The organism is Microbacterium sp. M1A1_1b (genome assembly GCF_053345565.1).
On the sequence record NZ_JBKFAJ010000002.1, the window covers coordinates 757,405 to 782,551 of the forward strand.

The 25,147-nt window shown below is 72.5% G+C and carries 19 protein-coding genes; 13 read left to right on the forward strand and 6 right to left on the reverse strand.

Annotated elements, in window-relative coordinates:
* Positions 1–93: 93 nt before the first annotated feature.
* The 3 genes from ACLBWP_RS08255 to ACLBWP_RS08265 all read left to right on the forward strand — a co-directional run bounded on the left by ACLBWP_RS08255 (position 94) and on the right by ACLBWP_RS08265 (position 5,590).
* Positions 94–1,116, forward strand: coding sequence for a glycosyltransferase family 2 protein (locus ACLBWP_RS08255; RefSeq protein WP_447654794.1), 1,023 nt, complete (start codon positions 94–96; stop codon positions 1,114–1,116).
* Between the two features lie 222 nt (positions 1,117–1,338).
* Positions 1,339–3,432: a hypothetical protein gene (locus tag ACLBWP_RS08260; protein WP_243561552.1), complete on the forward strand. Its 2,094-nt coding sequence runs from the start codon at positions 1,339–1,341 to the stop codon at positions 3,430–3,432.
* 49 nt (positions 3,433–3,481) lie between these two features.
* Positions 3,482–5,590, forward strand: a complete 2,109-nt coding sequence (locus ACLBWP_RS08265) for a DUF7657 domain-containing protein (protein WP_447654795.1) — start codon at positions 3,482–3,484, stop codon at positions 5,588–5,590.
* A gap of 46 nt (positions 5,591–5,636) precedes the next feature.
* Here the strand turns inward: ACLBWP_RS08265 and ACLBWP_RS08270 are convergent, their stop codons facing one another.
* Positions 5,637–6,113, reverse strand: coding sequence for a GtrA family protein (locus ACLBWP_RS08270; RefSeq protein WP_243561550.1), 477 nt, complete (start codon positions 6,111–6,113; stop codon positions 5,637–5,639).
* 124 nt (positions 6,114–6,237) lie between these two features.
* Between ACLBWP_RS08270 and ACLBWP_RS08275 the strand changes: the two genes are divergently transcribed.
* Both ACLBWP_RS08275 and ACLBWP_RS08280 read left to right on the forward strand, forming a co-directional pair.
* The gene (locus ACLBWP_RS08275) at positions 6,238–7,281 is read left to right on the forward strand and encodes a glycosyltransferase family 2 protein (RefSeq protein WP_243561549.1); all 1,044 of its coding nucleotides are present in this window, start codon (positions 6,238–6,240) and stop codon (positions 7,279–7,281) included.
* Positions 7,278–8,012, forward strand: a complete 735-nt coding sequence (locus ACLBWP_RS08280; RefSeq protein WP_243561548.1) for a polyprenol monophosphomannose synthase — start codon at positions 7,278–7,280, stop codon at positions 8,010–8,012. Before ACLBWP_RS08275 ends, ACLBWP_RS08280 begins: the two co-directional genes overlap by 4 nt.
* A 12-nt stretch (positions 8,013–8,024) precedes the next feature.
* Here the strand turns inward: ACLBWP_RS08280 and ACLBWP_RS08285 are convergent, their stop codons facing one another.
* The 3 genes from ACLBWP_RS08285 to ACLBWP_RS08295 all read right to left on the reverse strand — a co-directional run bounded on the left by ACLBWP_RS08285 (position 8,025) and on the right by ACLBWP_RS08295 (position 12,623).
* Positions 8,025–9,893 (reverse strand): hypothetical protein, encoded by a 1,869-nt coding sequence (locus tag ACLBWP_RS08285; RefSeq protein ID WP_447654796.1) that lies wholly within the window; start codon positions 9,891–9,893, stop codon positions 8,025–8,027.
* Positions 9,890–11,197 (reverse strand): hypothetical protein, encoded by a 1,308-nt coding sequence (locus tag ACLBWP_RS08290; protein ID WP_447654797.1) that lies wholly within the window; start codon positions 11,195–11,197, stop codon positions 9,890–9,892. Before ACLBWP_RS08290 ends, ACLBWP_RS08285 begins: the two co-directional genes overlap by 4 nt.
* A gap of 112 nt (positions 11,198–11,309) precedes the next feature.
* Positions 11,310–12,623 (reverse strand): exopolysaccharide production protein, encoded by a 1,314-nt coding sequence (locus ACLBWP_RS08295; RefSeq protein ID WP_447654798.1) that lies wholly within the window; start codon positions 12,621–12,623, stop codon positions 11,310–11,312.
* Positions 12,624–12,813: 190 nt separating this feature from the next.
* Between ACLBWP_RS08295 and ACLBWP_RS08300 the strand changes: the two genes are divergently transcribed.
* Entirely contained in the window at positions 12,814–14,160 is a 1,347-nt protein-coding gene (locus tag ACLBWP_RS08300; protein ID WP_447654799.1) for a hypothetical protein, read from the forward strand.
* A gap of 12 nt (positions 14,161–14,172) precedes the next feature.
* Here the strand turns inward: ACLBWP_RS08300 and ACLBWP_RS08305 are convergent, their stop codons facing one another.
* A complete protein-coding gene (locus ACLBWP_RS08305) occupies positions 14,173–15,552 on the reverse strand; it encodes an O-antigen ligase family protein (RefSeq protein WP_447654800.1) in 1,380 nt (459 codons plus the stop codon).
* 44 nt (positions 15,553–15,596) lie between these two features.
* On the opposite strand from ACLBWP_RS08305, the gene manA reads away from it, so the two are divergent.
* From manA to ACLBWP_RS08330, 5 genes are all read left to right on the forward strand, one after another.
* Positions 15,597–16,808: a mannose-6-phosphate isomerase, class I gene (gene manA, locus ACLBWP_RS08310; protein ID WP_447654801.1), complete on the forward strand. Its 1,212-nt coding sequence runs from the start codon at positions 15,597–15,599 to the stop codon at positions 16,806–16,808.
* A 46-nt stretch (positions 16,809–16,854) separates the two neighbouring features.
* Entirely contained in the window at positions 16,855–17,817 is a 963-nt protein-coding gene (gene galE, locus ACLBWP_RS08315; RefSeq protein WP_447654802.1) for a UDP-glucose 4-epimerase GalE, read from the forward strand.
* A gap of 193 nt (positions 17,818–18,010) precedes the next feature.
* Positions 18,011–18,340: a WhiB family transcriptional regulator gene (locus ACLBWP_RS08320; RefSeq protein ID WP_374202500.1), complete on the forward strand. Its 330-nt coding sequence runs from the start codon at positions 18,011–18,013 to the stop codon at positions 18,338–18,340.
* A gap of 140 nt (positions 18,341–18,480) precedes the next feature.
* Complete coding sequence (locus tag ACLBWP_RS08325; RefSeq protein WP_447654803.1) at positions 18,481–21,333, forward strand: glycosyltransferase family 2 protein; 2,853 nt, start codon at positions 18,481–18,483, stop codon at positions 21,331–21,333.
* Positions 21,330–22,724 (forward strand): DUF5719 family protein, encoded by a 1,395-nt coding sequence (locus ACLBWP_RS08330; protein ID WP_447654804.1) that lies wholly within the window; start codon positions 21,330–21,332, stop codon positions 22,722–22,724. The genes ACLBWP_RS08325 and ACLBWP_RS08330 overlap by 4 nt, the downstream gene beginning before the upstream one ends.
* 64 nt (positions 22,725–22,788) lie before the next feature.
* On the opposite strand, the gene ACLBWP_RS08335 is transcribed toward ACLBWP_RS08330, so the two are convergent.
* Positions 22,789–23,229, reverse strand: coding sequence for a metallopeptidase family protein (locus tag ACLBWP_RS08335; RefSeq protein WP_243561528.1), 441 nt, complete (start codon positions 23,227–23,229; stop codon positions 22,789–22,791).
* Between the two features lie 56 nt (positions 23,230–23,285).
* Between ACLBWP_RS08335 and ACLBWP_RS08340 the strand changes: the two genes are divergently transcribed.
* Positions 23,286–23,507, forward strand: coding sequence for a DUF3499 family protein (locus ACLBWP_RS08340; RefSeq protein WP_243561526.1), 222 nt, complete (start codon positions 23,286–23,288; stop codon positions 23,505–23,507).
* 161 nt (positions 23,508–23,668) lie between these two features.
* Positions 23,669–25,144, forward strand: a complete 1,476-nt coding sequence (gene ahcY, locus ACLBWP_RS08345; RefSeq protein WP_447654805.1) for an adenosylhomocysteinase — start codon at positions 23,669–23,671, stop codon at positions 25,142–25,144.
* Positions 25,145–25,147: the final 3 nt, after the last annotated feature.

A 25,147-nucleotide genomic window follows, 5' to 3' on the forward strand; every position in this document is an offset into this window, starting at 1 on the left:
CGGCAGGCGGTGGTGCCTCGGAAGGCGGCACCACTATACCGACCAGACCGCCGGGGTCCCGGTCGGCCGGCGCGCGCCTGGGAGACTGGCCCGGTGGACCTCTCCGTCATCATCGTCGACTGGCACCAGCCGGACCTCACCCGCCGCGCGATCGACTCGGTGCTCTCGCAGCGCGTCGACGCCTCCGTCGAGGTCGTGCTCGTGGTGAACGAGGCCGACGACGCCACGGTCGACGCCTACCGTGCCGAGTACCCCGACGTCGTCCTGGTCGCCGAACCGACGAACGCCGGGTTCGCCGGTGGGGTCGAGCGCGGGATCGCCGCGTCGAGTGGTGCGGTGCTCGTCCTGGTGAACAACGACGCCGTCGCCGACCACGGGTTCCTCGACCGGGGGCTCGCCGTCCTCGCCGCGGGTGGACCCGGCGTGGCCGTCGTCGCCGCCACGGCGGTGCTCGAGGGGCGCTTCGTCGCCGCGCCGTCGGACTCGCGCGCCCCGGACGACCTGGTCGCGGGGGACGGGCGTCGGTGGCGTCGCGCCGAGGTGGGACAGACACTGGTCAACGGCACCGGCGTCGTGCTCGACCGCTCGGGCAACGGCCGTGACCGCGACTGGCTGCGTCCGATCGACGACGCCCCGGAGTCTGCGCCGCTCTTCGGGTTCTCCGGTGGCGCCGCCTTCCTGCGCCGCGCTGCGGTGGCCGAGGTGGGCGGCTTCGACCCGACGCTGTTCATGTACTACGAGGACCTCGACGTCGCGTGGCGACTCCGCCTGGCCGGGTACGAGATCCGGCATGCGCCCGACGCGGTCGTGGTGCACCGCCACGCCGCCAGCTCCGGCAGCAACGGTCCGCTGGTCCGGTACCAGAGCATGCGGAACCGCCTGGCGGTCGTGGTGCGGAACGGCTCGCCGGCCCTGGTCACGCGGGTCGTCGTCCGCACCCTGGTGCGGATGGTGCGCGACCTGGCGCAGCCGCGTCGGGCGCAGCTCGCACCGGCCGCGTGGCGGCGGCTCGTCCTGGAGGCCCCTGCCGTCCTCCGTCGCGCGCGTCGCGCCCGGCGCGACGACGGTCACGACGCGGCGGCGCGTCGCCGCGTCGAAACGCTCCTGGCGGGCTGACACTGAGTGGGCACTCAGGCGCGACCAGGCGCTCGAGGTGCGGTCCGCGGCGGACGCACGGCGCCCCTCCCGTTCGGGGGTGCACTTGGGGGCTGTGTGATCGCTGTGATCCAGGTAGCCTGATGTGACTCGTGTGACTCGGTCCGGACAGGGCCAGACCGACCGCACCCCACAGCCCGCGTGCTCACCACACCGCGTCGCCGCCCAGGGAGGCACCCCGTCGTGAAGAAGGCCATCGCCGCCGTCGCGAGCGTGCTCGCAGTCGCGAGCATCCTCGTCGGATTCCAGATCGCCGGACCACAGGCGTCCGTGGAACCGGCCTCCGCCCTGAGCGGATCGCAGTTCGACCCGGGCAACATCATCCCGGACTCCGAGTTCTACAACGGCTCCGGCATGAGCGAGTCCGCGATCCAGACGTTCCTGAACGCGCAGATCGGCACGTGCTCGAACTCATCCTGCCTGAACGTCGGACGCTTCTCGCTGAACAGTCACGGCGCCGACGCGATGTGCAACGCGCTCACGGGTGGCTCCTCGCTCTCCGCCGCGCAGATCATCGCCCGCGTCGGTGCCGCGTGCGGGATCAACCCGAAGGTCATCATCGTCACGCTCCAGAAGGAGCAGACGCTCATCAACGGCTCCACTGCTCGCGGGCCGTCGGCCGGTCGGCTGGACCGCGCGATGGGCTACGCCTGCCCGGACAGCGCCAACGGCGGCTGCGACCCGGCGTACGGCGGCGTCGGCAACCAGGTGTTCTGGGCGTCGTGGCAGTGGAAGCGGTACGGCAACCCCGCCGGCACCAGCAACTACTTCACGTGGTTCGGCCCCGGAGCGAACCGCGCCGTGCAGTACAACCCGAACGCCGGCTGCGGCACGAAGACCGTCTACATCCAGAACAAGGCCACCGCGGCGCTGTACTACTACACGCCCTACACGCCGAACCAGGCCGCGCTGACCAACCTCTACGGCTCGGGCGACTCGTGCTCGGCGTACGGCAACCGGAACTTCTGGCGGCTGTACAACGACTGGTTCGGCGTCTCGACCGCCGACAACCCCTTCGGCGGCATCGACGCCAAGCAGTTCGGCCCGGGCTACGTGCAGGTCGGTGGCTGGGCGCTCGACCCGAACGCCGGCACGCAGACCGTGCAAGTGCAGTGGTACTCCGACGGCAAGCTCCTCGGCACCCTGCCCGCGAACGCGTCCCGACCCGACGTCGGACGGCGCTACCCGGGCACGGGGAACAACCACGGCATCCTGAGCACGCTGACCGTGGGCGGCGGCACGCACTCCATCTGCGCGGTCGGCGTGAACATCGGCGCCGGGTCGAACGCCCAGATCGGTGCCTGCCAGACCGTGACCGTGATGAGCGGTTCGCCGATCGGTGGCATGGACGCGGCGTCCGCGACCGCCGGCCAGGTGACCGTGAACGGGTGGACGATCGACCCCGACACCGCGTCGCCCGTGGTGGTGGACGTGTACGTCGACGACGTGATGGCCAGCCGGACGACGGCGAACGCCTCGCGCCCGGACGTCGGCCGCCGCTACGTCAACTACGGGGACGCGCACGGGATCGCGACCACGGTCGCCGCGACCGGCGGCACGCACCAGGTCTGCGCCTACGCCTTCAACATGGTCGGGACGGGCGCGACCACACGGCTCGGCTGCGACACCGTGACGGTCGCGGACACCTCGCCCTTCGGCGGCATGGACGTCACCACGAGCGGGTCGACCGCGACCGTGAACGGCTGGACGATCGACCCCGACACCAAGAACGCACTGCAGGTCCGGGTCGCGATCGACGGCGTCCAGGTCGGCACCTCGACCGCGAACGCCCCGCGTGGCGACGTCGGTCGTCGGTACCCGGCGGCGGGTCCGAACCACGGGATCAAGGCCGTCTACGACCTGCGTCCCGGAGCGCACACCATCTGTGTCACCGCGGTGAACGTCGCCGGCGGCGCGGACAAGGCCCTCGGGTGCGACACCGTCACGATCGGCGCGAGCTCGTCGCCGTTCGGCGGCATGGACGCGGCGTCGAGCGTCGCCGGTCGTGTGCAGGTCAACGGGTGGACGATCGACCCGGACCAGCAGGCCACCGCGCTGCGCGTCGACACCTACCTCGACGGGGTGGGCGTCGCGTCCGGGCCCGCGAACGCCGCACGGTCGGACATCGGACGGAAGTACCCGGCCGCCGGGGCCGCGCACGGCATCAACCAGTCCTTCGCTGCGCGAGCCGGTTCGCACACGGTCTGCTCGTATGCGATAAATGTCGGGGCCGGGAAGAACGTGTTGCTCGGCTGCCAGGTCGTCACCGTTCGGTGACGCCGGCGGTCGGCGACGACCACCGCCCCCGAACCGAGAGACCCACCGCGTGAGCCGTCCCACCGTCGACCGACCTCGACCCGACAACCGTCTGCTCGCGTTGTGGATGCGGACGGAGACCGCCTGGCAGCGCGTGGTCGCACCGCGGCCGTCAGGTCTGCCGAACCTGCTCGTGCTGGTCGGCTTCCCGGTGGTCGCGCTGCTGATCGTCGTGGTGCTCGTCGCCCTCGGGGTCTCGGGCAACTCCAGCGGCGTGTACTGGCAGTCCTTCGGGACGGGCGGCGCTGACCCGGACCTGCTCGCCGGGCGGCCGCAGGGCATCCGCAGCGACGAGTGGCTGGTGCAGTCGAGCTGGATCCTCTCGCAGGTCCGCGAGGGCTTCCCGGTCGTCAACCAGTCGTTCCCCGGCGGGATGGACGCCACCATCCAGAACGACCTGCCCACGTGGGACTGGTCCAGCCTGTTCCGCCCGCACGTCGTCGGCTTCCTGTTCCTGCCCCTCGACCAGGGCATGGCGGTCCGCTGGTGGCTGCCCGTGGTGTCCGCGCTGATCGCGGCCTACGTCTTCGCCGTGACCGTGATGCCGCGCCGCCCCGCGACCGCCGCGTTCCTGGCGATCGCGCTCTGCCTGTCGCCGATGATCCAGTGGTGGTTCCTGCCGACGACGATCTGGCCGGTGGCCTGGGCGTTCGCGGGGTTGACGGCGGTGCTCTGGGCCTTCCGGTCGTCACGGCGCTGGCCGGCGGTCGTCGCGGCGGTCGTCACCGGGTACCTGACGGTCACGATGGTCATGAGCATCTACGTGCCGTACATGGTCCCGGCGGCGGTCGTCCTGGTCGCCGTGGCGGTCGGGTTCCTGGTCGAGCGGCTCCGGACCCCCGGCACGACGTGGTGGCGCACGGTCCGCAGCCTCGTGCCCCTGGCGTTCGCCGCCGTGGGCGCCGTCGTCGTCATCGGCGTCTGGGCCCTCACACGGCTCGACACGATCAAGGCCGTCCTGGGGACGGTCTACCCCGGGCAGCGCCTCGAGCTGACCGGGGCGACGAGCGTCGAGGCGCTCGGCTCCCTGTTCAGCGGCCCGTTCCAGCGGTCGCTGCAGTACGGCGCGGTCGGCGGCCTGTCCGTCAACCAGTCCGAGGCCGCTGCACCCCTGATGGTCGTGGTGTTCCTGCTGCCGGCCCTGCTCTGGGTCCTGTGGGCGGGCCTCCGTCGCCGCCGCGCGATGGACTGGCCGGTCCTGGCGACCGTCGTCGTGCTCGGCGTGCTGTTCGCCTTCCTGCTGGTCCCGCACTGGGACGCCGTCGCCCACCTGCTGCTGCTCGACCGGAGCACGGACGCACGCATCCGGCTGGCGTTCGACCTGCTCGGACTCGTCGCGGTGGCGCTCGTCGCGGCGCGGCTCGACGCCGGGGTGGGCGCGCGTCCGGTGGAGGACGCACCGACCGGGGACGTCGGTGCACCCGTGCGCTCGCGCGTGCCGTGGGGGACCGCCGGCTACGGCCCGGTCCTGGTCCTGGTGAGCGCCGGCTTCGTCTACATCGGCCTGCGCATCGGTGGCTCGAACGTCCTCGGCGCCTCGCACGCATGGCGAATCGTCGTCGTACTGCTCGCCGTGGGCGTCCTGCTGGTCGCCCGGCGGTGGATCGCCCCGGGCGCCCTGCTGCTGCTCGTCGCGGCGGTCGTGGTCGGTGGGGGCGTCAACCCGCTGTACCGCGGCGTGTTCGACCTGGCGACGCAGACGACGGCGGGCAAGGCCGTCAGCCGGATCGTCGACCGGCAGCCGGATGCCCGCTGGGTGGGCATCGGCGGCTACGTGCCGACGGCGATGCTCCTGGAGACCGGGGCGCACTCGTACAACGGCGTGCAGACCTACCCGCCCGAGGAGATGTGGCACGAGATCGACCCGAGTGGCCGGTACGAACCGATCTGGAACCGCCTGGCCAACGTGAACTGGCTCGACGGTGACGGCGCGCCGAAGCTCTCACTGCCGGTCCGCGACCAGATCCGCGTGAGCTTCGACGGCTGCAGCCGGTTCGCGCAGCAGAACGTGCAGTACGTGCTCTCCGACCAGCCCGTCACCGACCAGTGCGTCTCCGAGGTGCGCGAGGTGACCCAGGGGCAGCAGTCGCTCTGGATCTACCGGGTCGACCGGCGCTGACGGCGGGGAGCGCGCCGGGTCGACCGGTGCGCTCTCCTGCCCGGGGTCAGACGATCTCGGCGACCGCCTCGGCAGCGCCTTCCTTGTCGTCCTTGAAGACGAACTTGCCGTAGGCGAAGTAGCGGAACACGGTCGCGACGCCCTGCCCGATCAGCGTGCCCGAGACGTTGTCGGCCAGCGGTGAGTCCAGGTGCAGCACGTAGCGGGAGAACCCGAGGCAGCCGAGTTGCAGCAGGATCGCGACGACGTTGAGCAGGGCGAACACCAGGAAGCTCCTGAGGGTCTGCGCGTCCGCTCGGTCCCGGTAGGTCCAGAGCCGGCTGCCGAAGTAGGTGACCACGCTGGCGACGGCGATCGCGATGATCTTGCCCACCAGGGGCAGCGCGAAGAGCGGGCCGTGTCCGCCCCAGAACACCAGGGCGTTGTACACGACCGCGTCGACGACGAAGCCGATCCCACCGACGACGAGGAACGAGCCCCCGCGCTTCAGGTGCCCGAGGAACCACTCCGATGCGTTCGACACGCTGTCCTTCCCGTCCCGGGTGGCGAGCGCCGTCGACCCGGGGAACTGTTAATCTCTCGCAGGGGTTTCGTGACCGCAGGCCCCGCCGCTCGACGGATCCGCGACCACTGAAGGACCCTATCCCGTGACTCCCGACGACCTCGTCATCGCCGCGATCGTTCCCTGCCACAACGAGGCACCGGCGATCCACAAGGTCGTGACCGACCTCAAGGCCGCCGTGCCGGGCATCCACGTGTACGTCTACGACAACAACAGCTCCGACGGCACGGACGAGGAAGCCCGTCGCGCCGGGGCCGAGGTCCGGTACGAGCACACCAAGGGCAAGGGCAACGTCATCCGCCGCGCGTTCGGCGACATCGACGCCGACGTCTACCTGATGATCGACGGCGACGACACCTACGACGCGTCCGCGGCACCCGAGATGATCAGGACCCTGCTCGAGGGCCCGTACGACCACATCCTCGGCGTGCGGCAGGACGACCCGAACGCCACCGCGTACCGGCCCGGTCACGAAGCCGGCAACCGGATGTTCAACCGTGTGGTCGGCAAGCTGTTCGGCACGCCCGTCTCCGACATGCTCAGCGGCTACCGCGTGATGTCGCGCCGCTTCGTGAAGTCGTTCCCCGCCCTGTCGCGCGAGTTCGAGACCGAGACCGAGCTCACCGTGCACGTGATGAACCTGCGCGTCCCGCACACCGAGGTCCCGGTGGGCTTCAAGGACCGCGCCGAGGGCACCGAGTCCAAGCTCAACACCTACAGCGACGGCTTCAAGATCCTCTCGCTGATCGCGCACCTGATCCGCTTCGAGCGCCCGGTGCTGTTCCACGGTCTCATCGGTGCCGTGTTCGCCGTCGTCGCGATCGTCCTCGCGATCCCGCTGTTCATCGAGTTCGGCCGCACCGGGCTCGTGCCCCGGTTCCCGACGGCGTTCCTGGCCGCGTCGCTCATGGTCATCGCCTTCCTGACGTGGACCCTCGGCTTCATCCTCGAGGGCGTCACCCGGTTGCGTCGCGAGACCAGCCGTCTGAACTACCTGACCTACTCGGCACCCGGTGGCACGGTCCGACGGCTGCTGACGGAACACTCCGCACCCGAGGGTGACACCCCGTCCGAGGTCGCGCGGCAGACGATGGGTCGTGAGCGACCAGACGACAGCACGGCCCGATGACGGTGCCGTCCGCCCTGGTCATCGTCCCGACGTACGACGAGGCCGAGAACATCACGGACGCCCTGGCCCTCGTGCTCGCCGCGGTCCCCGATGCGCACGTGCTGGTCGTCGACGACGCCAGCCCCGACGGCACCGGCGACGTGGTGCAGGCCATCGCCGCGTCCGACGACCGCGTGCACCTGCTGCGCCGGACGGGCAAGCTCGGGCTCGGCACGGCCTACGTCGCGGGCTTCCGCTGGGGTCTGGAACGCGGCTACGAGCTGCTCGTCGAGATGGACGCGGACGGCTCGCACCCGGCCGATCGGCTGCCCGCGCTCGTCGACGCGGTCCGCTCGCAGCCCGACGTGCAGCTCGCGATCGGGTCGCGCTGGGTCCCCGGGGGATCGGTCGTCGACTGGCCCTGGTACCGCCAGGCCCTGAGCCGGGGCGGCAACGCCTACGCCCGGTGGATGCTGCGGATCGACGTGCGGGACATCACCGCCGGGTTCCGGGTCTACCGGGCACAGGTCATCGCCCGGATGGCCCTCGACACCATCGACTCCAAGGGGTACTGCTTCCAGGTCGACATGACGCTGCGGGTGCACGACCTGGGCGGCCGCATCGTCGAGGTCCCGATCCGGTTCCGCGACCGCCTGCACGGGGTCTCCAAGATGAGTCAGGCCATCGTGGCCGAGGCCATGCTGCGCGTGACGCAGTGGGGCCTGCAGCGACGGTTCACCCGCCGCGGCTGACCCCACCGGTCCTCACACGCAGCTGACGTCGCGCAGGACGCCGGCTGACTGGTACTGGGTCATCTCGACGCGGCCACCGGCCGTGAACGGCGTGGACGAGCACGCAGCCTGCGCTGCGGCCAGCGTGCCGGTGCCGATCGGACGCCAGGTCGGCAGGCTGTACAGCGAGCTGGACTGCGGCACGGAGCCGAACAGCTGCGTCCACTCGGCAGGCGACGAGTACAGCCCCACGCTGCCGCCGACGCTGGTGAAGTACGCGGTCATCCCCTCGAGGCTCGCGCGGTTGAGCGCGGTGCTGCTCTGCCACGTGCCGTCCGTCTCGGCGTCCAGCCACCAGCGGTGGGCGCCCGGGTCGGCGACGCCACGGACCGTCCCGTCCTCGTACGCGCGCGTGTAGCCGTACATGAAGGTGCACGCGAGGTCGTAGGCGCCCGTGCACACACCGTACGGGTTCTGGCTGCCGGTGAGCGTCGGGCCGTTCGGGACGGTGTTGCTGCGCGGCCACACCGAGGCCTTGTTGCCCGGGTTCGCGGTGTTGACGTACAGCTGCAGGCGCGCCTGCCCGGCACCGCCGGTGGTCTGCTCGGCCCAGGCGCGCTGCTCGGCGAAGCAGGGGTTCGTGGTGTTCGCGATGCCGTCGTTCACGCCCACGATCCCGAAGGCCGCGTCGGCGGGCCACGAGGAGGGGGCGTCGCACTGCGGCCACGACACGTCGGCGCCGGTCCCGGCGCCGGTGGAGCCGTCCATGAAGTACCCGGAGACGTCCAGGTCGAGGGTGGCCGAGCCCGCGGAGACCTTCGCCTGCACCCGGCGGTCCGCCGTGCTGCCGGTGACGCCGGTCATCGTGAGGTTCGAGATCGCCTGGCCGGCGCGGAACACCTGCGTCGCGACCTGGGCGTCGGTGCCCGCCGGGGTGATGCGGAGGTACCCGCCCGAGGTCGTCTTCTCGGTCTCGGCGTTGGCCACGACCGCGGTGGCCGTGCCGGGCACGCCCGCGGTGCCGGTGAGGCGGATGCTGCGTGGCGTCGTCGTCACCGGACCGGCGTACGCGCGGGTGGTGTCGATCGGGACGAACACCGAGCCCGTGTCCGAGTCGCTGTAGTAGCCCGTCACGTCCATCGACACGACCGCGGTGCCGGCCGACACCTTCACCTGTGCCGCACCGCCCACGAGCTTCACGATGACGAGGTTCGAGACGGCTGCGCCGGCGGTGTACACCTGGGCGGCCACGGCAGGGTCCTGACCGGCCGGGGTGACACGGACGTAGCCGTTGGCCGTGGTGGCCTCGACCTGCGTGTTCACGGCCACGGCGGTGGCGTCGTCGGGGATGCCACCGGCACCGGCGAGCGGGACCGCGACCGGGCTCGTGCCGACCTGCTGCCGGAACACACGGGACGCGGCGACGGGCGTGTAGGTCGCCCCGTCTCCGTCGACGTAGTACCCGGAGACGTCGAGGAACACGGTGGCGGAGCCCGCGGAGAGCTTCAGCTGGACGCCGCCCTGAGCGAGCTTGACCGTCGCCAGGTTCGAGATGCTCTGCCCGGCGCCGAACTCCTGCGTCGCGACCTGGGCGTCGGTCCCAGCGGCGGTCACGCGGACGTACCCGGCTGCGGTCGGGTTCGCGACCTCGACGTTCACCACGACGGCCGTCGCGTTCGCCGGCACGCCACCGGTCCCGGCGACGGGGACGACCCGGGGCGTCGTGCCGACGGTGCCGGCGAAGACCCGGGACGTGTCGAGCGGGACGTACCGGCCGGTCGACGGTGCCGCCGCGTGCGCCGGTGCCGGTGGGCCCGCCAGGACGGCCAGGGCGACGAGCACGACCGCGACGACGGCGGTGACGAGCGGGCGGACGGCGGAGCTGTGGAGCAGACGCGTCATGGCGTTCCTTCGGTCACGACCGTCCCCCTGACGGCCACCGGCAGTGTATTGGGGCCTGGTGGCCGTGTCACGACCGTCGACCTGAGGAAGAACACCACGAACACCACGAGCAGTGCCGCCCGACCCCAGATGCCCACCGTCATCGCCTGGTACGCCCAGGTGTCCGTGCCGGCGCCGATCGCCTGGTAGTAGGTGTTCCGGAAGAACCCCACGACGGCGCAGACGTCGGCGACCAGGTACGCCCCGATCCACCACCCGGAGATCCGCACGACGACGAGGAACGGCAGCAGCCACAGGACGTACTGCGGCGAGGCGACCTTGTTGCAGACCATGTAGACGGCCAGCAGCGCGGCGGCGGACTGCACCCACGGTGCGCTGCCACGGCGCCGGGCGAGCACGACCGTGACCACGAGCACGGCGATGATGCCGAGGGCCGTCGCCAGGGTCGACATGGTGCCCATCGCCTGCTGGGCCGGTCCGTCCAGGTCGGCGGACCAGGGGAGCAGACCGTAGTACCAGACCGACATCGTCGACGCGCCGATCGGTCGGGACGCCTGGAACGTGAACACCGACAGCCAGCCGGGGGCGTTGACCAGGACGAAGGGCACGTTCGCGGCGAGCACGACCCCGACCCCGGAGCCCAGGGCGGCGACGGTCCGCCGGACGCGGACGCGCAGCACGGCGTCCTGGTCGAGCAGCGCGGCGATCGCCAGCGGTGCCAGGAACATCAGCGGGTAGAGCTTGAACGCGCCCCCGAGCCCGAAGGCCAACCCGGCGACGGCGTACCGCGTGGTGGTCGACCACGACGACGGCGGGCGGAGCATCACGACCAGCCCGGCGACCGTGCAGACGACGGCCAGCAGGTCCCAGTTGTACGCGGCGTACAGCGCGAGCGGGGGTGTGGCCGCCCAGATCCAGGCGCGACGACCGGCGACGCGCACCAGCAGCAGGGTCACGACGACCGCGAGGACGCCGGCGACCGCGCCCGTCACCAGCAGGAAGCCGTGCGCCGAGCCGACGGGCAGCGCGGTCAACCAGACCCAGACGCCCGTCAGCGTCGGGTACTCGACGGTGCCGTTGCCGAGCTGGGACCCGGTGACGTAGGGGAACACGTGCCCGACGAGCTGCCGTGAGTTCCACAGCGCGGCCACGTCCGACCAGCAGCCGTACCGTGACACGAAGGCACCACGTGGCACGTCCGGTGGCCCCGGGACCGTGCACGGCAGCTTCAGCAGCACGTTCAGGACCGTGGCGACGGCGGCGACCACGCACATGGCGAGACGTTCGGGCAGGCGGGGGTGCACCCGAACACGGTAGCCGTTCACGGCGCGGACCGGTCCGCGCCGGACGGGAGGTCCGTGGCGGTCGGGTCCCGGGCCTCCTGTCCGGTACGGGGACCGGACCGCACCCGACGGGTCAGGTCGGGTGCTCGGTGCGCGGCAGGTGCCGCCGCCAGGAGCGGCGGCGCGCCGCGACGACGATGACGGTGGCGAAGAGCATCAGGCCGGCGCCGTGCAGCAGGTAGCTCTCGGCGGTGCTCGTCACCCCGAGCAGGACCAGGATCGCCGCGGGCCAGACGTACGCCACACCGGGGAAGGTGGTGGCGGTGACCCAGGCGCGTGCGAAGGCCAGCAGCGCGGTGGCGAGCAGGATGAGCATGCCGGCCAGGCCGATCTGCAGCCAGGCGTCGACGAAGGCGTTCAGGCCCGAGGTGAAGCGCACCCCATCGGGACCGATGAACGTGGAGTACGGCACGACGGCCTCGTGCGGCCAGGTGCCGACCCAGCCCCAGCCCTGGATGGGGTACTGCGTGCTGAGCAGCCGGATCTGTGCCCACAGGTCGAGGCGGATGGCGCTGCCGCCGGCGGCACCGATCTCGGCCAGGATCCGGTGCCGCGCGAGCACCCCGACGATCCCCATCCCCACGACCACGGCCCCGAGCACCGTGTTGACGACCGGTCGGGTACGGGGCTGCGCGTGCCGGAGCGACCACAGTGCCAGGGCGGTGACGGCCAGCGCGATCATCGCCAGGCCCGTGATGGGGGACTGCACCAGCATCAGGGTGATCACGGCCAGTGCCGTCGAGGTCACGGCGCGCCACATCGTCACCGAGCGCGTGAGGAACTCGACCACGAACGTCACCAGGGCGACCGCGGCGACGAACCCCATGACGTTGCGGGTGCCCCCGATGCCCTGGATCGGGCCGCCGTACGCGATGTCGCCGCGGATGCCGAACGCGGGGAGGGGGACGTCCAGCACCAGCCCGGACAGGACCTCGAGGCTGAGGGCGACGACGAGCAGGATGCGGAACGCGTCGCCGGCAGCGCGGATGACCTGCACCAGGTCGCGGCCGAGCGCCAGGTAGAGCCCGAGGCCGATGAAGCACACGGTGGCCACGAACCCGCGGAGCGCCACCCACGAGTACTCGCTCCACAGGACGCTCAGCGCGCAGTAGCCGACGAAGGCGAGCAGCGACAGGGGGAGCACGCCGTGCCACTCGATGCGGTAGCGCTGGCCGAGCAGGCTGAGCCCGGCCAGGACGACGAGCGTGACCAGGATCGCCCACGTGCCCGCGGTCCCGACCAGCGCGTGCACCGTCGGCTGCCCGAAGGCGAACAGCAGCACCACGGTGGCGAGGGCCTGACTGAACCGCCCGCCCGCCGAGAACCCGATCCACGCGGACAGGTACCGGCGCGCGAGCGCGCGCCTGGTCACCCGGTGGTCCGTCACCGCTCCATCCTCTCGCACCCCTCTGGGTGTCGCCGCCGCTGACGCGGTGCGTCGGGCTCGTGCCGAGTCGGCATCGCGGTGCGTCGGGCTCGTGCCGAGTCGGCATCGCGGTGCGTCGGGCTCGTGCCGAGTCGGCATCGCGGTGCGTCGATATCGCGGGACGCGATATCTCGGGTAGCGTCGGCGGGCGATGGAGCGCGCGCCGAGGACCCTGTCGACGGCGATCGCCGCGCTGGTGGTCGCGGTGTGCGCCGCCGGTGTGGCCTGGTACCGACTCGGGCCCCTCACCCGTGCGACGGTCTGGGCCGAGGACGGGGGCCCCTTCTTCCGGGACCGGGTGGCGTACGGCGCCGGCGAGTCGCTGTTCCACCCCTATGCCGGGTACCTGCACCTGCTCCCGCGGCTGGTCGTCGACGTCGGGTTCGTCCGTCCGATCGAGCAGTACGCGGTGACGGTCGCCGCCACCTGTTGCGTGGTCGTCGGGATCGTCGCCGGGTCGGTGTTCGTCCTGGCCCGTGACCTGGTGCCCGCGTGGCCACTCCGGCTGGTGCTGGCCGCCGTCCCCGTGCTCGTGCCGGTCGTGCCGTACGAGATCAGCGGGAACGCGGCCAACCTGCACTGGTTCATGCTCGTCCTCGTCCCGTGGCTCGTCAGCGCACGGGTGCGCACGTGGTGGTCGTCGGCCGTCGTCGCGCTGCTGGCGGCCGCCGCGGTGCTCACGGAACCGCAGACGCTGCTGTTCCTGCCGCTGCTCGCCGTCGCGTGGTGGCGGCCGACAACCGCGGAACGCCTGCGGGCACTCCCGGTGACGATCGTGGTCGTCGCTGCCGGCACCCTGCAGGTCGTCACCGCGCTCACCACGTACCGGCCGTCGCACCCGGGTGACCCGACCGTCCGCGACGTCGTGCGCGGCTACCTGCTGCAGCCCGTCGCGGGCGCCTGGACCCGCGGGGTCGGCTCGGTCGCCGACGCGGTGGGCAGACACGGCTGGGTCGTCCTGGCGGTCCCCGTGGCCGTGGTGGCCGTCCTGGTCGTCGCAGCCCTGGTGGTCGGCACCTGGCGTGCCCGGATCCAGGTCCTCGCACTCGCGGGCGGGTCGGTCGCCGTCTGGACCGCGGGGCTCGTCGCCAACGTCACGGCGAACGGCGGGTGGGGTGAGCGGGCCGTCGCCGAGTTCGTCGGCGCCGAGCCGTCCCGCTACGGCGCCGCGTCGGCGGTGCTGCTCACGTCCGCGGTCGTGCTCGCGGCGGCGGTGCTCGCCGACGCACGGACGTGGTCCCTGCGACGGCCGGCCTCGCGACGGGGGGTCGTCGCCGGGCTGGCCGGCGGCACCGCGGCCTGGGTCGCGATCGCCGTGGTGGTCGCCGCCGCGGTCACGAACGTCGCGCCGGGCGTCACCCAGCGCAGTGACGGTCCGGCCTGGGCGCCCCAGGTGCAGGCGGGGGTGACCGCCTGCCGGGCGGACCCGTCCGGATCCGTCGAGGTCCGGACGGCACCGTGGCGCACGGCCGTCCCCTGCGCCCTCGTGCTGCGCTGACGGGACGACGCGTCAGCGGGTGCCGGCCCAGCGGAACTCCCGCTTCGCCGGCGGTGTGCGCGGGCCGTCGCCGATCGACACCGGCTCTTCGCCGACCAGCACGATCCGGGACTTGATCGCGATGAGCGCGAAGAGGATCCAGTTGCCCTGGTACAGCAGCCGTGACTCGGCGACGGACTGCACGAGCAGGGCGACCACGACGAGCAGGGGCAGCAGCGACACCGGGTCGAACGAGCGGGGTCGGAGTGCGGCGTCGTACCCGATCCGCGTCGCGCACGCCCACGACCGGGCGAGCGTCGTGGCGACGTAGACGACGAACAGCGCGAGCCCGACGACACCGGTCTGCATCCAGACGTCCAGGTACGCGTCGTGCGCCTGCAGGTAGGTCACGCCCTTGCGGTGGGCCAGGTCGGCGAGCGTCGGGATCGACGGCCACCAGTACCCGATCCAGCCCCAGCCGATGACCGGGTGCTGGTCGATCAGGCCCTGCACGTGCCCCCAGATCTCGCCGCGGCCGGTCAGGTCCGAGCTCTTGCCGAGCAGTCCGAGCAGCACGCCGCGCGCTGCGACGCCGACGCCGGCCACCACGACGACGACCCCGGCGAGCGCGAGGTACCGGGGTGTCCGGCGGTCCGTCGGCGTGCGACGGATCCACACGGCCACCAGGAACACGACCCCGACGACCAGGGCGGCGACCACCACCGTGGACGAACGCGTCAGCAGGAACACGACCGCGGCGACGACGAGCCAGCCGATCGCCCGGGCGCGACGCATCCGGCCCTCGGCGAGCTGGACCGCCACCGCGATCGCGGCGAGCAGCGCCACCATCGCGAGCAGGTTGGCGTTGCCGGGCAGGCCCTGGATGCGCCCGCCGGTGAACAGCTCGGCGCGCGAGAAGTAGAAGGCGTCCGGCACCGTCCGGTCGCCGTAGTCGGTCCAGATCGGGGCGATCGGGTGCCGGACGACCACGGCGACGACGGCCTCGAAGAGCAGGGACAGCAGCAGCACCCACCGCATCGCCAGGCTCACCGCGTCGAGGATGCGGCGCCACGTCAGGGTCGAGGCGATCACGAAGGCGACCAGCGCGCAGAGCACCTGCGCCACCATGCTGGCGAGCGTCGCGGCGTGCCAGTGCGACCACGCCACCGTGACCAGGCACCACGCCAGGAAGATCCACAGCGCGCGCGGTGTCCGGGCGACGGTCGGCTTCGCGCGCACCGTCAGCACCACGCCCCAGGCGCCCATGGCCGCCCACACGAGTGCGGCTCCGTACCAGGTCAGCGCGTTCGGCACGGCGTCGCCGGCGAACACCGTGAACAGCACGGCGGCGCCGAAGGCGAAGGCCTCGCGCTCGGACACGGCTCCGCGGGCCAGCGGCCAGGTGTTCGTCACGGGGTCCAGGCTAACGCCGCGCGAGCGGCCGATACGCTCGGGGCATGTTCCTCGGCATCACCAACACCCCGCGCGACTACGCCTGGGGGTCCGTCACGGCCCTCCCGGAGCTGCTCGGACGGACCGTCACCGGCGCCCCGCAGGCCGAACTCTGGCTCGGCGCCCACCCGGGCAGCCCGAGCGTCGTCGTGAACCCGGCGATGGTCGGTGGTGCCGACACCGTCCTCGACTGGATCGCCGACGAGCCGCAGACGGCGCTCGGCGCGGACCGCACGGGCCTGCCGTTCCTGCTCAAGGTCCTGGCCGCCGCGGCACCGCTGTCGCTGCAGGCGCACCCGACACCCGAGCAGGCGCGCGAGGGCTTCGACCGCGAACAGGCGGCGGGCGTCCCGATCGACGACCCGGCGCGCAACTACAAGGACCCGTTCCCGAAGCCCGAGCTCGTGGTGGCCCTGAGCGACCGGTTCGAGGCCCTGAGCGGCTTCCGACCGGTCGCCGAGACCCTGGCCGACGTCCGGGCGCTCGACGCCGGCAGCGGGCGGCTCGGCCCACTGGTGGCGCACCTGCAGCAGGGCCTCGAGGACACGGTCCGCTGGCTCGAGACGGCCGACCCGTCGGCGCAGGCGGTCGTCGACGCCGCCAGCCACCTGGCCCAGGACGCGCCGGACCCGAGCCCGAACACCGCCACGGTGGCGTCGCTCGCTGCGTCGTACCCCGGTGACCCCGGCATCGTGGTCTCGCTGCTGATGCACCGCGTCACCCTGACCCGCGGCCAGGCGATGTACCTGCCGGCGGGCAACATCCACGCGTACCTGGACGGACTCGGCATCGAGCTGATGGCGCCGTCGGACAACGTGTTGCGCGGCGGTCTCACCCCCAAGCACGTCGACGTGCCGGAGCTGTTGCGTGTGCTCGACTTCACCGCGTACCCGGCGCCGCTGCTCGAACCCGAGCAGCTCGCCGTCGGCGTCGACCGCTTCGCCCCGGACGGCGTCGGGTTCGCCCTGGTCCGGGTGACCGGGGACGGTGCGCCCGTCGGGTTGAGCACCGGCGGCGTCGCCCCGCTGTCCGGTCCCTCGATCGCCGTCTGCACCGAGGGGGTCGTCACGCTGGTGGGCGCGACGTCGGCGACCCTGCTGCGCCAGGGGGAGTCCTGCTTCATCACGCCGGACGAGGGCGACGTCACGGTCGAGGCCGACTCGGCGGCCGGCCTCACCTCGACGGTCTTCATCGCGACCGGCACGCCGACCGACTGACGCACGGACGCCGACCGCGTCGTCCGGGTCCGCTACCGTGACCAGCATGAGTTGGCTGGTCACCGGCGGTGCCGGGTACATCGGGTCCCACGTCGTCCGCGCCCTCGGCGCCGCCGGCATCGACACCGTCGCGTTCGACGACCTCTCGAGCGGGTTCCGCGGCTTCGTGCCCCGGGACGTCCCGTTCGTCGAGGGCACGATCCTCGACGGCGCGCTGCTTGCCGACACGATGCGCCAGCACGCGGTGACCGGCGTCGTGCACGTCGCGGGCTTCAAGTACGCCGGCGTCTCGGTGGAGCGCCCGCTGCACACCTACGAGCAGAACGTCACGGGCATGGCGACGCTGCTGCGCGCGATGGCCGAGGTCGGCGTCGACAAGGTCGTCTTCTCGTCGAGTGCCGCGGTCTACGGCACGCCCGACGTCGAGAACGTCGTCGAGTCCACGCCGAAGGCCCCGGAGTCGCCGTACGGCGAGTCCAAGCTCATCGGCGAGTGGCTGCTGCGCGACATGGAGGTCGCCCGGGGCTTCACCACGACGTCGTTGCGCTACTTCAACGTCGTCGGCTCGGGCGAGCCCGACCTGTACGACGCCAGCCCGCACAACCTGTTCCCGCTCGTGTTCGACGCGCTGCTGGCCGGTCGCACGCCCCGCATCAACGGCACGGACTACCCGACGCCCGACGGCACGTGCGTGCGGGACTACGTGCACGTGGCCGACCTGGCGCACTCGCACGCCGTCGCGGCCGCGAAGCTCGAGGCGGGTGCGCCCCTCGACCGCGCCTACAACCTCGGCAGCGGAGACGGCGTGAGCGTCCGCCAGATCATGGACGCCATGGCGCGGGGCACCGGCATCGCCTTCGAGCCCGAGGTCGCGCCGCGTCGCGCCGGGGACCCCGCCCGCATCGTCGCCACGGGCGAGGCAGCGGCGCGCGACCTGGACTGGGCGATGCGGCACACGCTCGACCAGATGGTCACGAGTGCCTGGGAAGCCCGCCGCCGCGTGGGGTGAGGGACGCGATCTGTCCCCCGCTCGGCCGACAGAACCGGCGCGACACGCCCGTACGGGGGACATGACACGCCGGAACGGTCAGTGCGTTCTATGATCCGCGACTTGACCTTTCGGAATCACACCGCTGTAATTACAGGCAACGACATCGTCCGACAGGGTCCGGGGCGCTGCGTTGCGAGCGAGAAACCAAGGGGTGATCAGGGTGAGCGGTTCCGACTTCCACGCCGGAGTTCCGGAAGACTGGCACGTCGACCCCGTGGCGCTCGGCGTCCCCGGTGTCCGACGAGCGGACACCGACCAGGACGACGCCCTCGCGTGGCAGGTCGACTCGCTCTGCGCGCAGACCGACCCCGAGGCCTTCTTCCCCGAGAAGGGCGGCTCCACCCGCGAAGCGAAGAAGATCTGCACGTCGTGCGAGGTCCGGTCGCAGTGCCTGGAGTACGCGCTCGAGAACGACGAGCGGTTCGGCATCTGGGGCGGCCTGTCCGAGCGCGAGCGCCGGAAGCTGCGCAAGCGCGCCTGAGCGCTCAGCGCGCCGGGAACCCGCCGTGGAGGCCCGGTGCGGGCCCGCCCCGCACCGTGCGGTGATCGTCTCCACAGGTTCACGGCGCGCCGCCACGGCGGGCCGGTGCCGAGCCTCCAGACCGTAGAGTGACGCCCGTCATGCAGCCCAGTTCCGCTCAGCCCCGTGTCACAGCCGTCCTGGTGGTCGCGAACGGGGCCGACCACCTCGACCGGACCCTGGCAGCCCTCGCGAGCCAGACCCGCCACCCCGACAACCTGGTCGTCGTCGACGTCGGGTCCACGGACGGCTCCACCGCCGAACTCGAGTTCGGCGGCTCGGCCCAGCTGACGCGCATCCCCGCCGGACGGTCGTTCGGCGACGCGGTCGCCGTCGGCGAACAGGCCGCACCGCACCCCGAGTCGGACGAGTCCGTCGACGAGTGGCTCTGGCTCGTCGGGCACGACAACGCGCCCGCGCCGACCGCGCTCGCCGAGATGCTTGCCGCGGTCGAGATCGCTCCGTCCGTCGCGGTCGCCGGCCCGAAGCTCACCGCGGTCGACGACCCGTCCCGCATCCGGGCGTTCGGCGAGAGCATGACCCGGTTCGGCCGGTCGCTCGTCCTGGTGCAGGACGAGCTCGACCAGGGCCAGCACGACCGGAACACCGATGTGATGGCCGTCGCCGCCGGCGGCATGCTCGTGCGTCGTTCGGTCTGGAAGGCGCTCGGCGGCTTCGACCCCGCGCTGCCCGACGTGGACGCCGCCCTGGACTTCTGCGTGCGCGTCCGACTCGCCGGCCACCGTGTCGCCGTCGTCCCGGACGCCCGCGCGACGACCGCCGGCCCGATCGAGGAGTTCGGCCGCAAGCGCGTGTCCGAGGCCCGCCGGGTCCGGTTGCACCGTCAGGCGCAGCTGCACCGTCGCATGACCTACGCGCCCGCCGGCCTGCTGTGGCTGCACTGGCTGACGCTCGTGCCGTTCGCGGTCGGACGCGCGGTCGGGCACCTCGTCGCGAAGCACCCGGCCGCGGTGTCCGGCGAACTCGCCGCGGCGTTCGCGGTCGCGTTCGGCGGTGGCACCGCGCGGTCCCGCACGGCACTCGCGCGCTCGAAGCGCCTCGGGTGGGCCGCGGTCGAACCCCTGCGCATCAGCTGGCGGCGGGTGCACGAGCGGCGGACGACCTCGCGCGACGTCGAACTCGCGCGGGTCGAGGACGCACCGGTGGCCCGCGCGTCGTTCCTGGGCGACGGCGGCATCTGGGTCGTGCTGGCGGCCGCCCTGCTCAGCGTCGTCACGCTCTTCCCGCTGCTCGGCTCGCCGGCGCTGACCGGCGGGGGTCTGCTGCCGCTGTCGACCTCGGTCGCGCAGCTGTGGCAGAACGTCGGCTACGGCTGGCACTCGCTGGGCACGGGGTTCACCGGGCCGAGCGACCCCTTCGCCGCGGTGCTCGCGGTGCTCGGCTCGATCGTGTTCTGGTCGCCGTCGACCGCCGTCGTGGTCGTCGTGCTGCTGGCGTTCCCGGTGTCCGCGCTCGGCGCGTGGTTCGTCGTGCGGAAGCTGACCACCCGCACGTGGGTGCCCGTCATCGGCGCGGCGCTCTACACGATCGCTCCCGCGCTGGTCGGTGCCGTGACCACGGGGCACCTCGGCGCGGTCATCGCCCACGTGCTGCTGCCGTGGCTGTTCCTCACCGTGCTCGAGGCGCACCGGTCGTGGGCCTCGGCCTCGGGCGCCGCGCTGCTGTTCGCCGCCGTCGCAGCGAGTGCTCCGTCGCTGCTGCCCGTCCTGCTGATCGGGTGGCTCGTCGCGCTGGCTGCCGGATGGCGTCACGCGCACCGCCGGGTCTTCATCCCCGTGCCGGCCGCGGTGCTGTTCGTCCCGCTCGTCCTGACCCAGGTCGCCCGCGGCAACCTGCTCGGCGTCTTCGCCGACCCGGGCGTGCCCTCGGCCACCCGGGCGCCCTCGGCGCTGCAACTCGCGATCGGTCAGCCCCTGCCCGACTGGAACGGCTGGCTGTCGGCGAGCTCCCCGCTCGACCTGGTCGCCGCGGCGCTCCCCGTCGCCCTGGCCGTCCTGGCGCTGCCCATCGCCGCGACCGCGATCGGTGCGGTGCTCGGGCACCGCTGGTCGGTCGCCGGCACGGCGCTGCTCGCGGCGCTGCTCGGGTTCGCGACCGCCTTCGCCGCGACCCACGTGACCGTCACCGGCGTCGGGTCGACCACCACGATCGTCTGGCCGGGCAGCGGGCTCAGCGTGTACTGGCTCGCGATCGTCGTCGCGGCCTGCATCGGCGTGGACACCGTGCCACGCCAGGCGCCCGTGGTCGGCCTCGTCGCGACGGTCTTCGCCGGGGTCGCGGTCGCGCCGGCCTTCGCGGCCTTCTACCTCGGCACCGCGGTCATCCAGCCGACCACCGGCCGCGTGCTCAGCGCGTACGTCAACGCCGAGGCGCAGGCGAACCCCGACGTCGGCACGCTCGTCGTCGAACCGCAGTCGGACGGCTCCCTCGCGGTGTCGCTCGAGCGTGGGCAGGGGTCCACCCTCGACGACCAGTCGACGCTCGACGCGACCGCGTTGTCGCTGAGCCCGTCCGGGTCGCGGTTGGCGACGCTCGCGGGCAACCTGGCCAGCCGCAGCGGCTACGACCCGGAACCCGCGCTCCGCGAGCTCGGCATCAGCTTCGTGCTGCTCGACGACGCCTCGGACGACGCACTCGCCCAACAGGTGCACGACCGTGCTGCCGGTGCGATCGGGCAGGACGCCCGGTTCACCAGCATCGGCGACACCACGAACGGTCAGCTGTTCCACTACGACGGCACGGTCGACCGCACGGGCGGTGGCTCCAGCGCGTCGAAGGCGACCCACGCGCTGTACCTGGTCGTGCTCGGGGTGGTGTTCGGCGCAGCGGCACTGCTCGCCGTGCCGACCGCACCGCGCCGACGCCGCGCCACCTCGAACGTCCTCGAGGCCGACGAACCCGCCACCACCTTCGACGAGGAGCGCGACGAATGACCTCCACCGCTCGCCGCTGGGTCCTCCGCGGGACGGCCACCGCGATCGCCGTCGTCGTCGCGGCGGGCACCATCGCCGCCGCGCACACGCTCGGCACCACCGAGACCCCTGGTCGCCCCGCCGGCCGCACCGTCACGCCGGTGCCCGCGGACGCCGAGCGTGTCTGCGCCGGCAGCGCGCTGCGGCTCTCCGACGAGTCGGGCAACGACGCGACCACGGCCAGCACGGTGGGCCGCCCGACGATCGCGACGGCGACCACCGGGCAGACCGTCGACCGGACCGACCTGCAGGCCGGATCGACCGGCAGCAGTGACCCGACCCTGCTCACCGCGCCCGCGGGAGACACCACCCCGCAGGTCGCCGGGTCGAGCTACCAGAGCGTCTCCGACGGCGACCTGGTCGGGATCGCGGCAGCGTCCTGCGACGACCCGTCGCCGTCGACCTGGCTGGTGGGCGGTTCCACCGAGACCGGGCGCACCAGCCTGATCACCTTGTCCAACCCCACGGACGTCAACGCGACGGTCGACCTGGCGATCTACGACGCGACCGGCTCCGTCAGCGCCCCGGGCACGACGGGCATCGTCGTCGCACCGAACTCGCAGAAGGTCGTGCCGCTGTCCGGCTTCGTCTCGGACCAGGGCTCGACGGTGGTGCACGTCACCTCGTCCGGCGGGCAGATCGTCGCCCACATGCAGGAGAGCGTCGTGCGCACGCTCACCCCCGGCGGGTTCGACATCGTCTCGGGCGGCGCCGCACCGTCACGCAACCAGGTCATCCCCGCGGTCGCACTGCGGGGTGCGCAGGAGTCCCAGCGCGGCGACGACACCGCCGACGCCGCGCCCGTCGTCCGGATCTTCGTGCCGGGCACGACCGCGGCGCGGGTCACCCTCGGCATCACCACGGCCGACGGCGGCGGCACGACCGTGAACACCACCGCCGAGCCGGGTGTCGTCACCGACGTCGCGCTCGACGACTTCCCCGACGGTCGGTACTCGTTCACCGTGAGCTCCACCGAGCCGGTCGTCACGGGTGCGCGCACCACGACCCCGACCGAGGACGGCGCGACCGACGTGGGGTGGTTCGCATCGGCCGAGCCCCTCGGTAGCCGCGTGATCACGGCGGTCGCCCCCGGGGACACCAGCCGGATGAACCTGGTCAACCCGACCACGCGCGACGCCCAGGTCACGATCCGTTCCGGTGACGACCGACAGCGCGTCGAGGTGCCGTCGCAGTCCACCGCGTCGGTGTCCGTGCCGACGTCGAAGCAGCTCGTCATCACCGGAGCGCGCGGACTCTCGGTCGGGGTGACCTACTCCGGACGCGACGGGGTCGCTGGGTTCCCGGTCCGGCCGGCCAGCGAGGTCTCGACCCCCCTGCGCGTCTACCCCTGACCCGCGACGCCGTCGTCCTGCACGGGGCGGACACGGCGGAGCTCTCCGGCCCGGAACCGCGTCGTCACCAGTGGCGGTAGCGGTCCGGCGCCAGGTCCCACGGGTCCTTGTCGAGCAGCTCGGCGACGGCGCGGAACACCGCGGTCTCGACGATCACCCGACGATCGGTGTCGTCCTTCTCCGGCGACCGGGTGACCCGCTCGACCGGGATCCGGAACACCGTCACACGGCGTTCGTCGTGCTCGACCCGCCATCGGGGCATGGCGTCCGGGACGGCGGTGTCGGTCGGCATGTCCGCCACCTGGAACACCACGCCGTGCAGTTCCTCCGGCCAGAGCCCGAGCAGGTAGTGGGCGGTGTCGCCGACGATGCGGTCGAAGGCCTCGGCCCGCGTGATGATCGGCGCGAGCTCGGGCCCCGTGACGCTCGAGCGCGAGCCGCGGCCGTGACGGGAGCGTCCGCGTCCGCGGTCGACCGGGATGACGAGTCGGGGCTTGCGGCGCATCCCCACATCGTACGCGGCGGGCGCGCCGAGGCCGGGCCGGTAGGGTCGAGGTCGGGATGGACGTACGGATCTGCAGCAAGGTCGCGTGTGGCGCGAGTGCATCGGCGACCCTGACGTACGACTACGGCGACTCGATGGTCGTCGTCGGGCCCCTCTCCACCCGGGTCGAGCCGCACGGCTACGACCTCTGCGCACGGCACGCCGCCGGCCTGCGCGTCCCGCAGGGTTGGCACGTCATCCGCCGAGCGCCACTGCGCGAGGAGCGCACCGCCGACTGACCTGGCCACGACCGGTCCGCGACCGGGCCACGGCCGGACTGCCGGACCGGGACCGGGCCACGGCCGGACGGGAGGCACGGGCCGGGCCCGCCACGGGCCTCCTGTCCGTCATCCCACGCAGTCCAGGGCCCCCGGCACGGTGCCCGTGCCAGACTTGCGGCATGACCACCGACACCCAGGCCGCACCGTTCCGCGTGGCCGACCTCGGCCTCGCCGCGGCCGGTCGTCACCAGATCCGCCTCGCCGAGAACGAGATGCCGGGGCTGATGTCCCTGCGCGAGGAGTTCGGCCCCACGCAGCCGCTCGCCGGTGCCCGCATCGCCGGGTCGCTGCACATGACCGTGCAGACCGCGGTGCTCATCGAGACCCTGACGGCGCTCGGCGCCCAGGTGCGGTGGGCCAGCTGCAACATCTTCTCCACGCAGGACGAAGCAGCCGCGGCCGTCGCCGTCGGACCGACCGGCGCCCCCGACGCACCCGCGGGCGTGCCGGTGTTCGCCTGGAAGGGCGAGACCCTGCAGGACTACTGGTGGTGCACCAGCCGGATCTTCGACTGGAGCGCCGAGGCCGCCGCGGCCGGGGCGTCCTGGACCGGCCCGAACCTGATCCTCGACGACGGTGGCGACGCGACGATGCTCGTGCACACCGGTGCGGACGCCGAGGCCGCCGGTCGTGTGCCGGACGCCGGCCCCGACGCCAGCGCCGAGTACCGGATCGTGCTCGACACGATCGCCGCGTCGCTCGCGTCGTCGCCCGACCGCTGGACCCGGATCGCCGCCGACGTGCAGGGCGTCACCGAGGAGACCACGACGGGCGTGCACCGGCTGTACGAGCTGTTCCGCACCGGCGAGCTGAAGTTCCCGGCGATCAACGTGAACGACTCGGTCACGAAGTCGAAGTTCGACAACAAGTACGGCATCCGGCACTCGCTGCCCGACGGCCTGAACCGCGCCACCGACGTGCTGATCGGCGGCAAGGTCGTGTTCGTCGTCGGCTACGGCGACGTCGGCAAGGGTGCCGCCGAGGCGATGCGCGGCCAGGGTGCCCGGGTCATCGTCAGCGAGGTCGACCCGATCTGCGCACTCCAGGCCGCGATGGACGGCTACCAGGTCGCGCGGCTGGCCGACGTCGCCGACCAGGTCGACATCGTGGTGACGTGCACGGGCAACCTCGGCGTCGTGGGCGTCGACGACATGCTGGCGCTCAAGCACCTGGCGATCGTGGCGAACGTGGGGCACTTCGACAACGAGATCGACATGGCGGGGCTCGAGTCGTTGGCCGGTGCCGAGAAGGTCGAGATCAAGCCGCAGGTGCACGAGTGGCGGCTGCCGACCGGCCGGTCGATCCTGGTGCTCAGCGAAGGCCGGCTGATGAACCTCGGCAACGCCACCGGGCACCCGTCCTTCGTGATGAGCAACTCGTTCACGAACCAGGTCCTGGCGCAGATCGAGTTGCACAACCGGCGGTCGGAGTACCCGACCGGCGTGTACGTGCTGCCGAAGCACCTGGACGAGAAGGTCGCGCGCCTGCACCTCGACGCGCTCGGCGTCCGGCTCACCACCCTCCGCCCGGAGCAGGCCGCCTACATCGGCGTCCCCGTCGAGGGCCCCTTCAAGCCCGACCACTACCGCTACTGACGG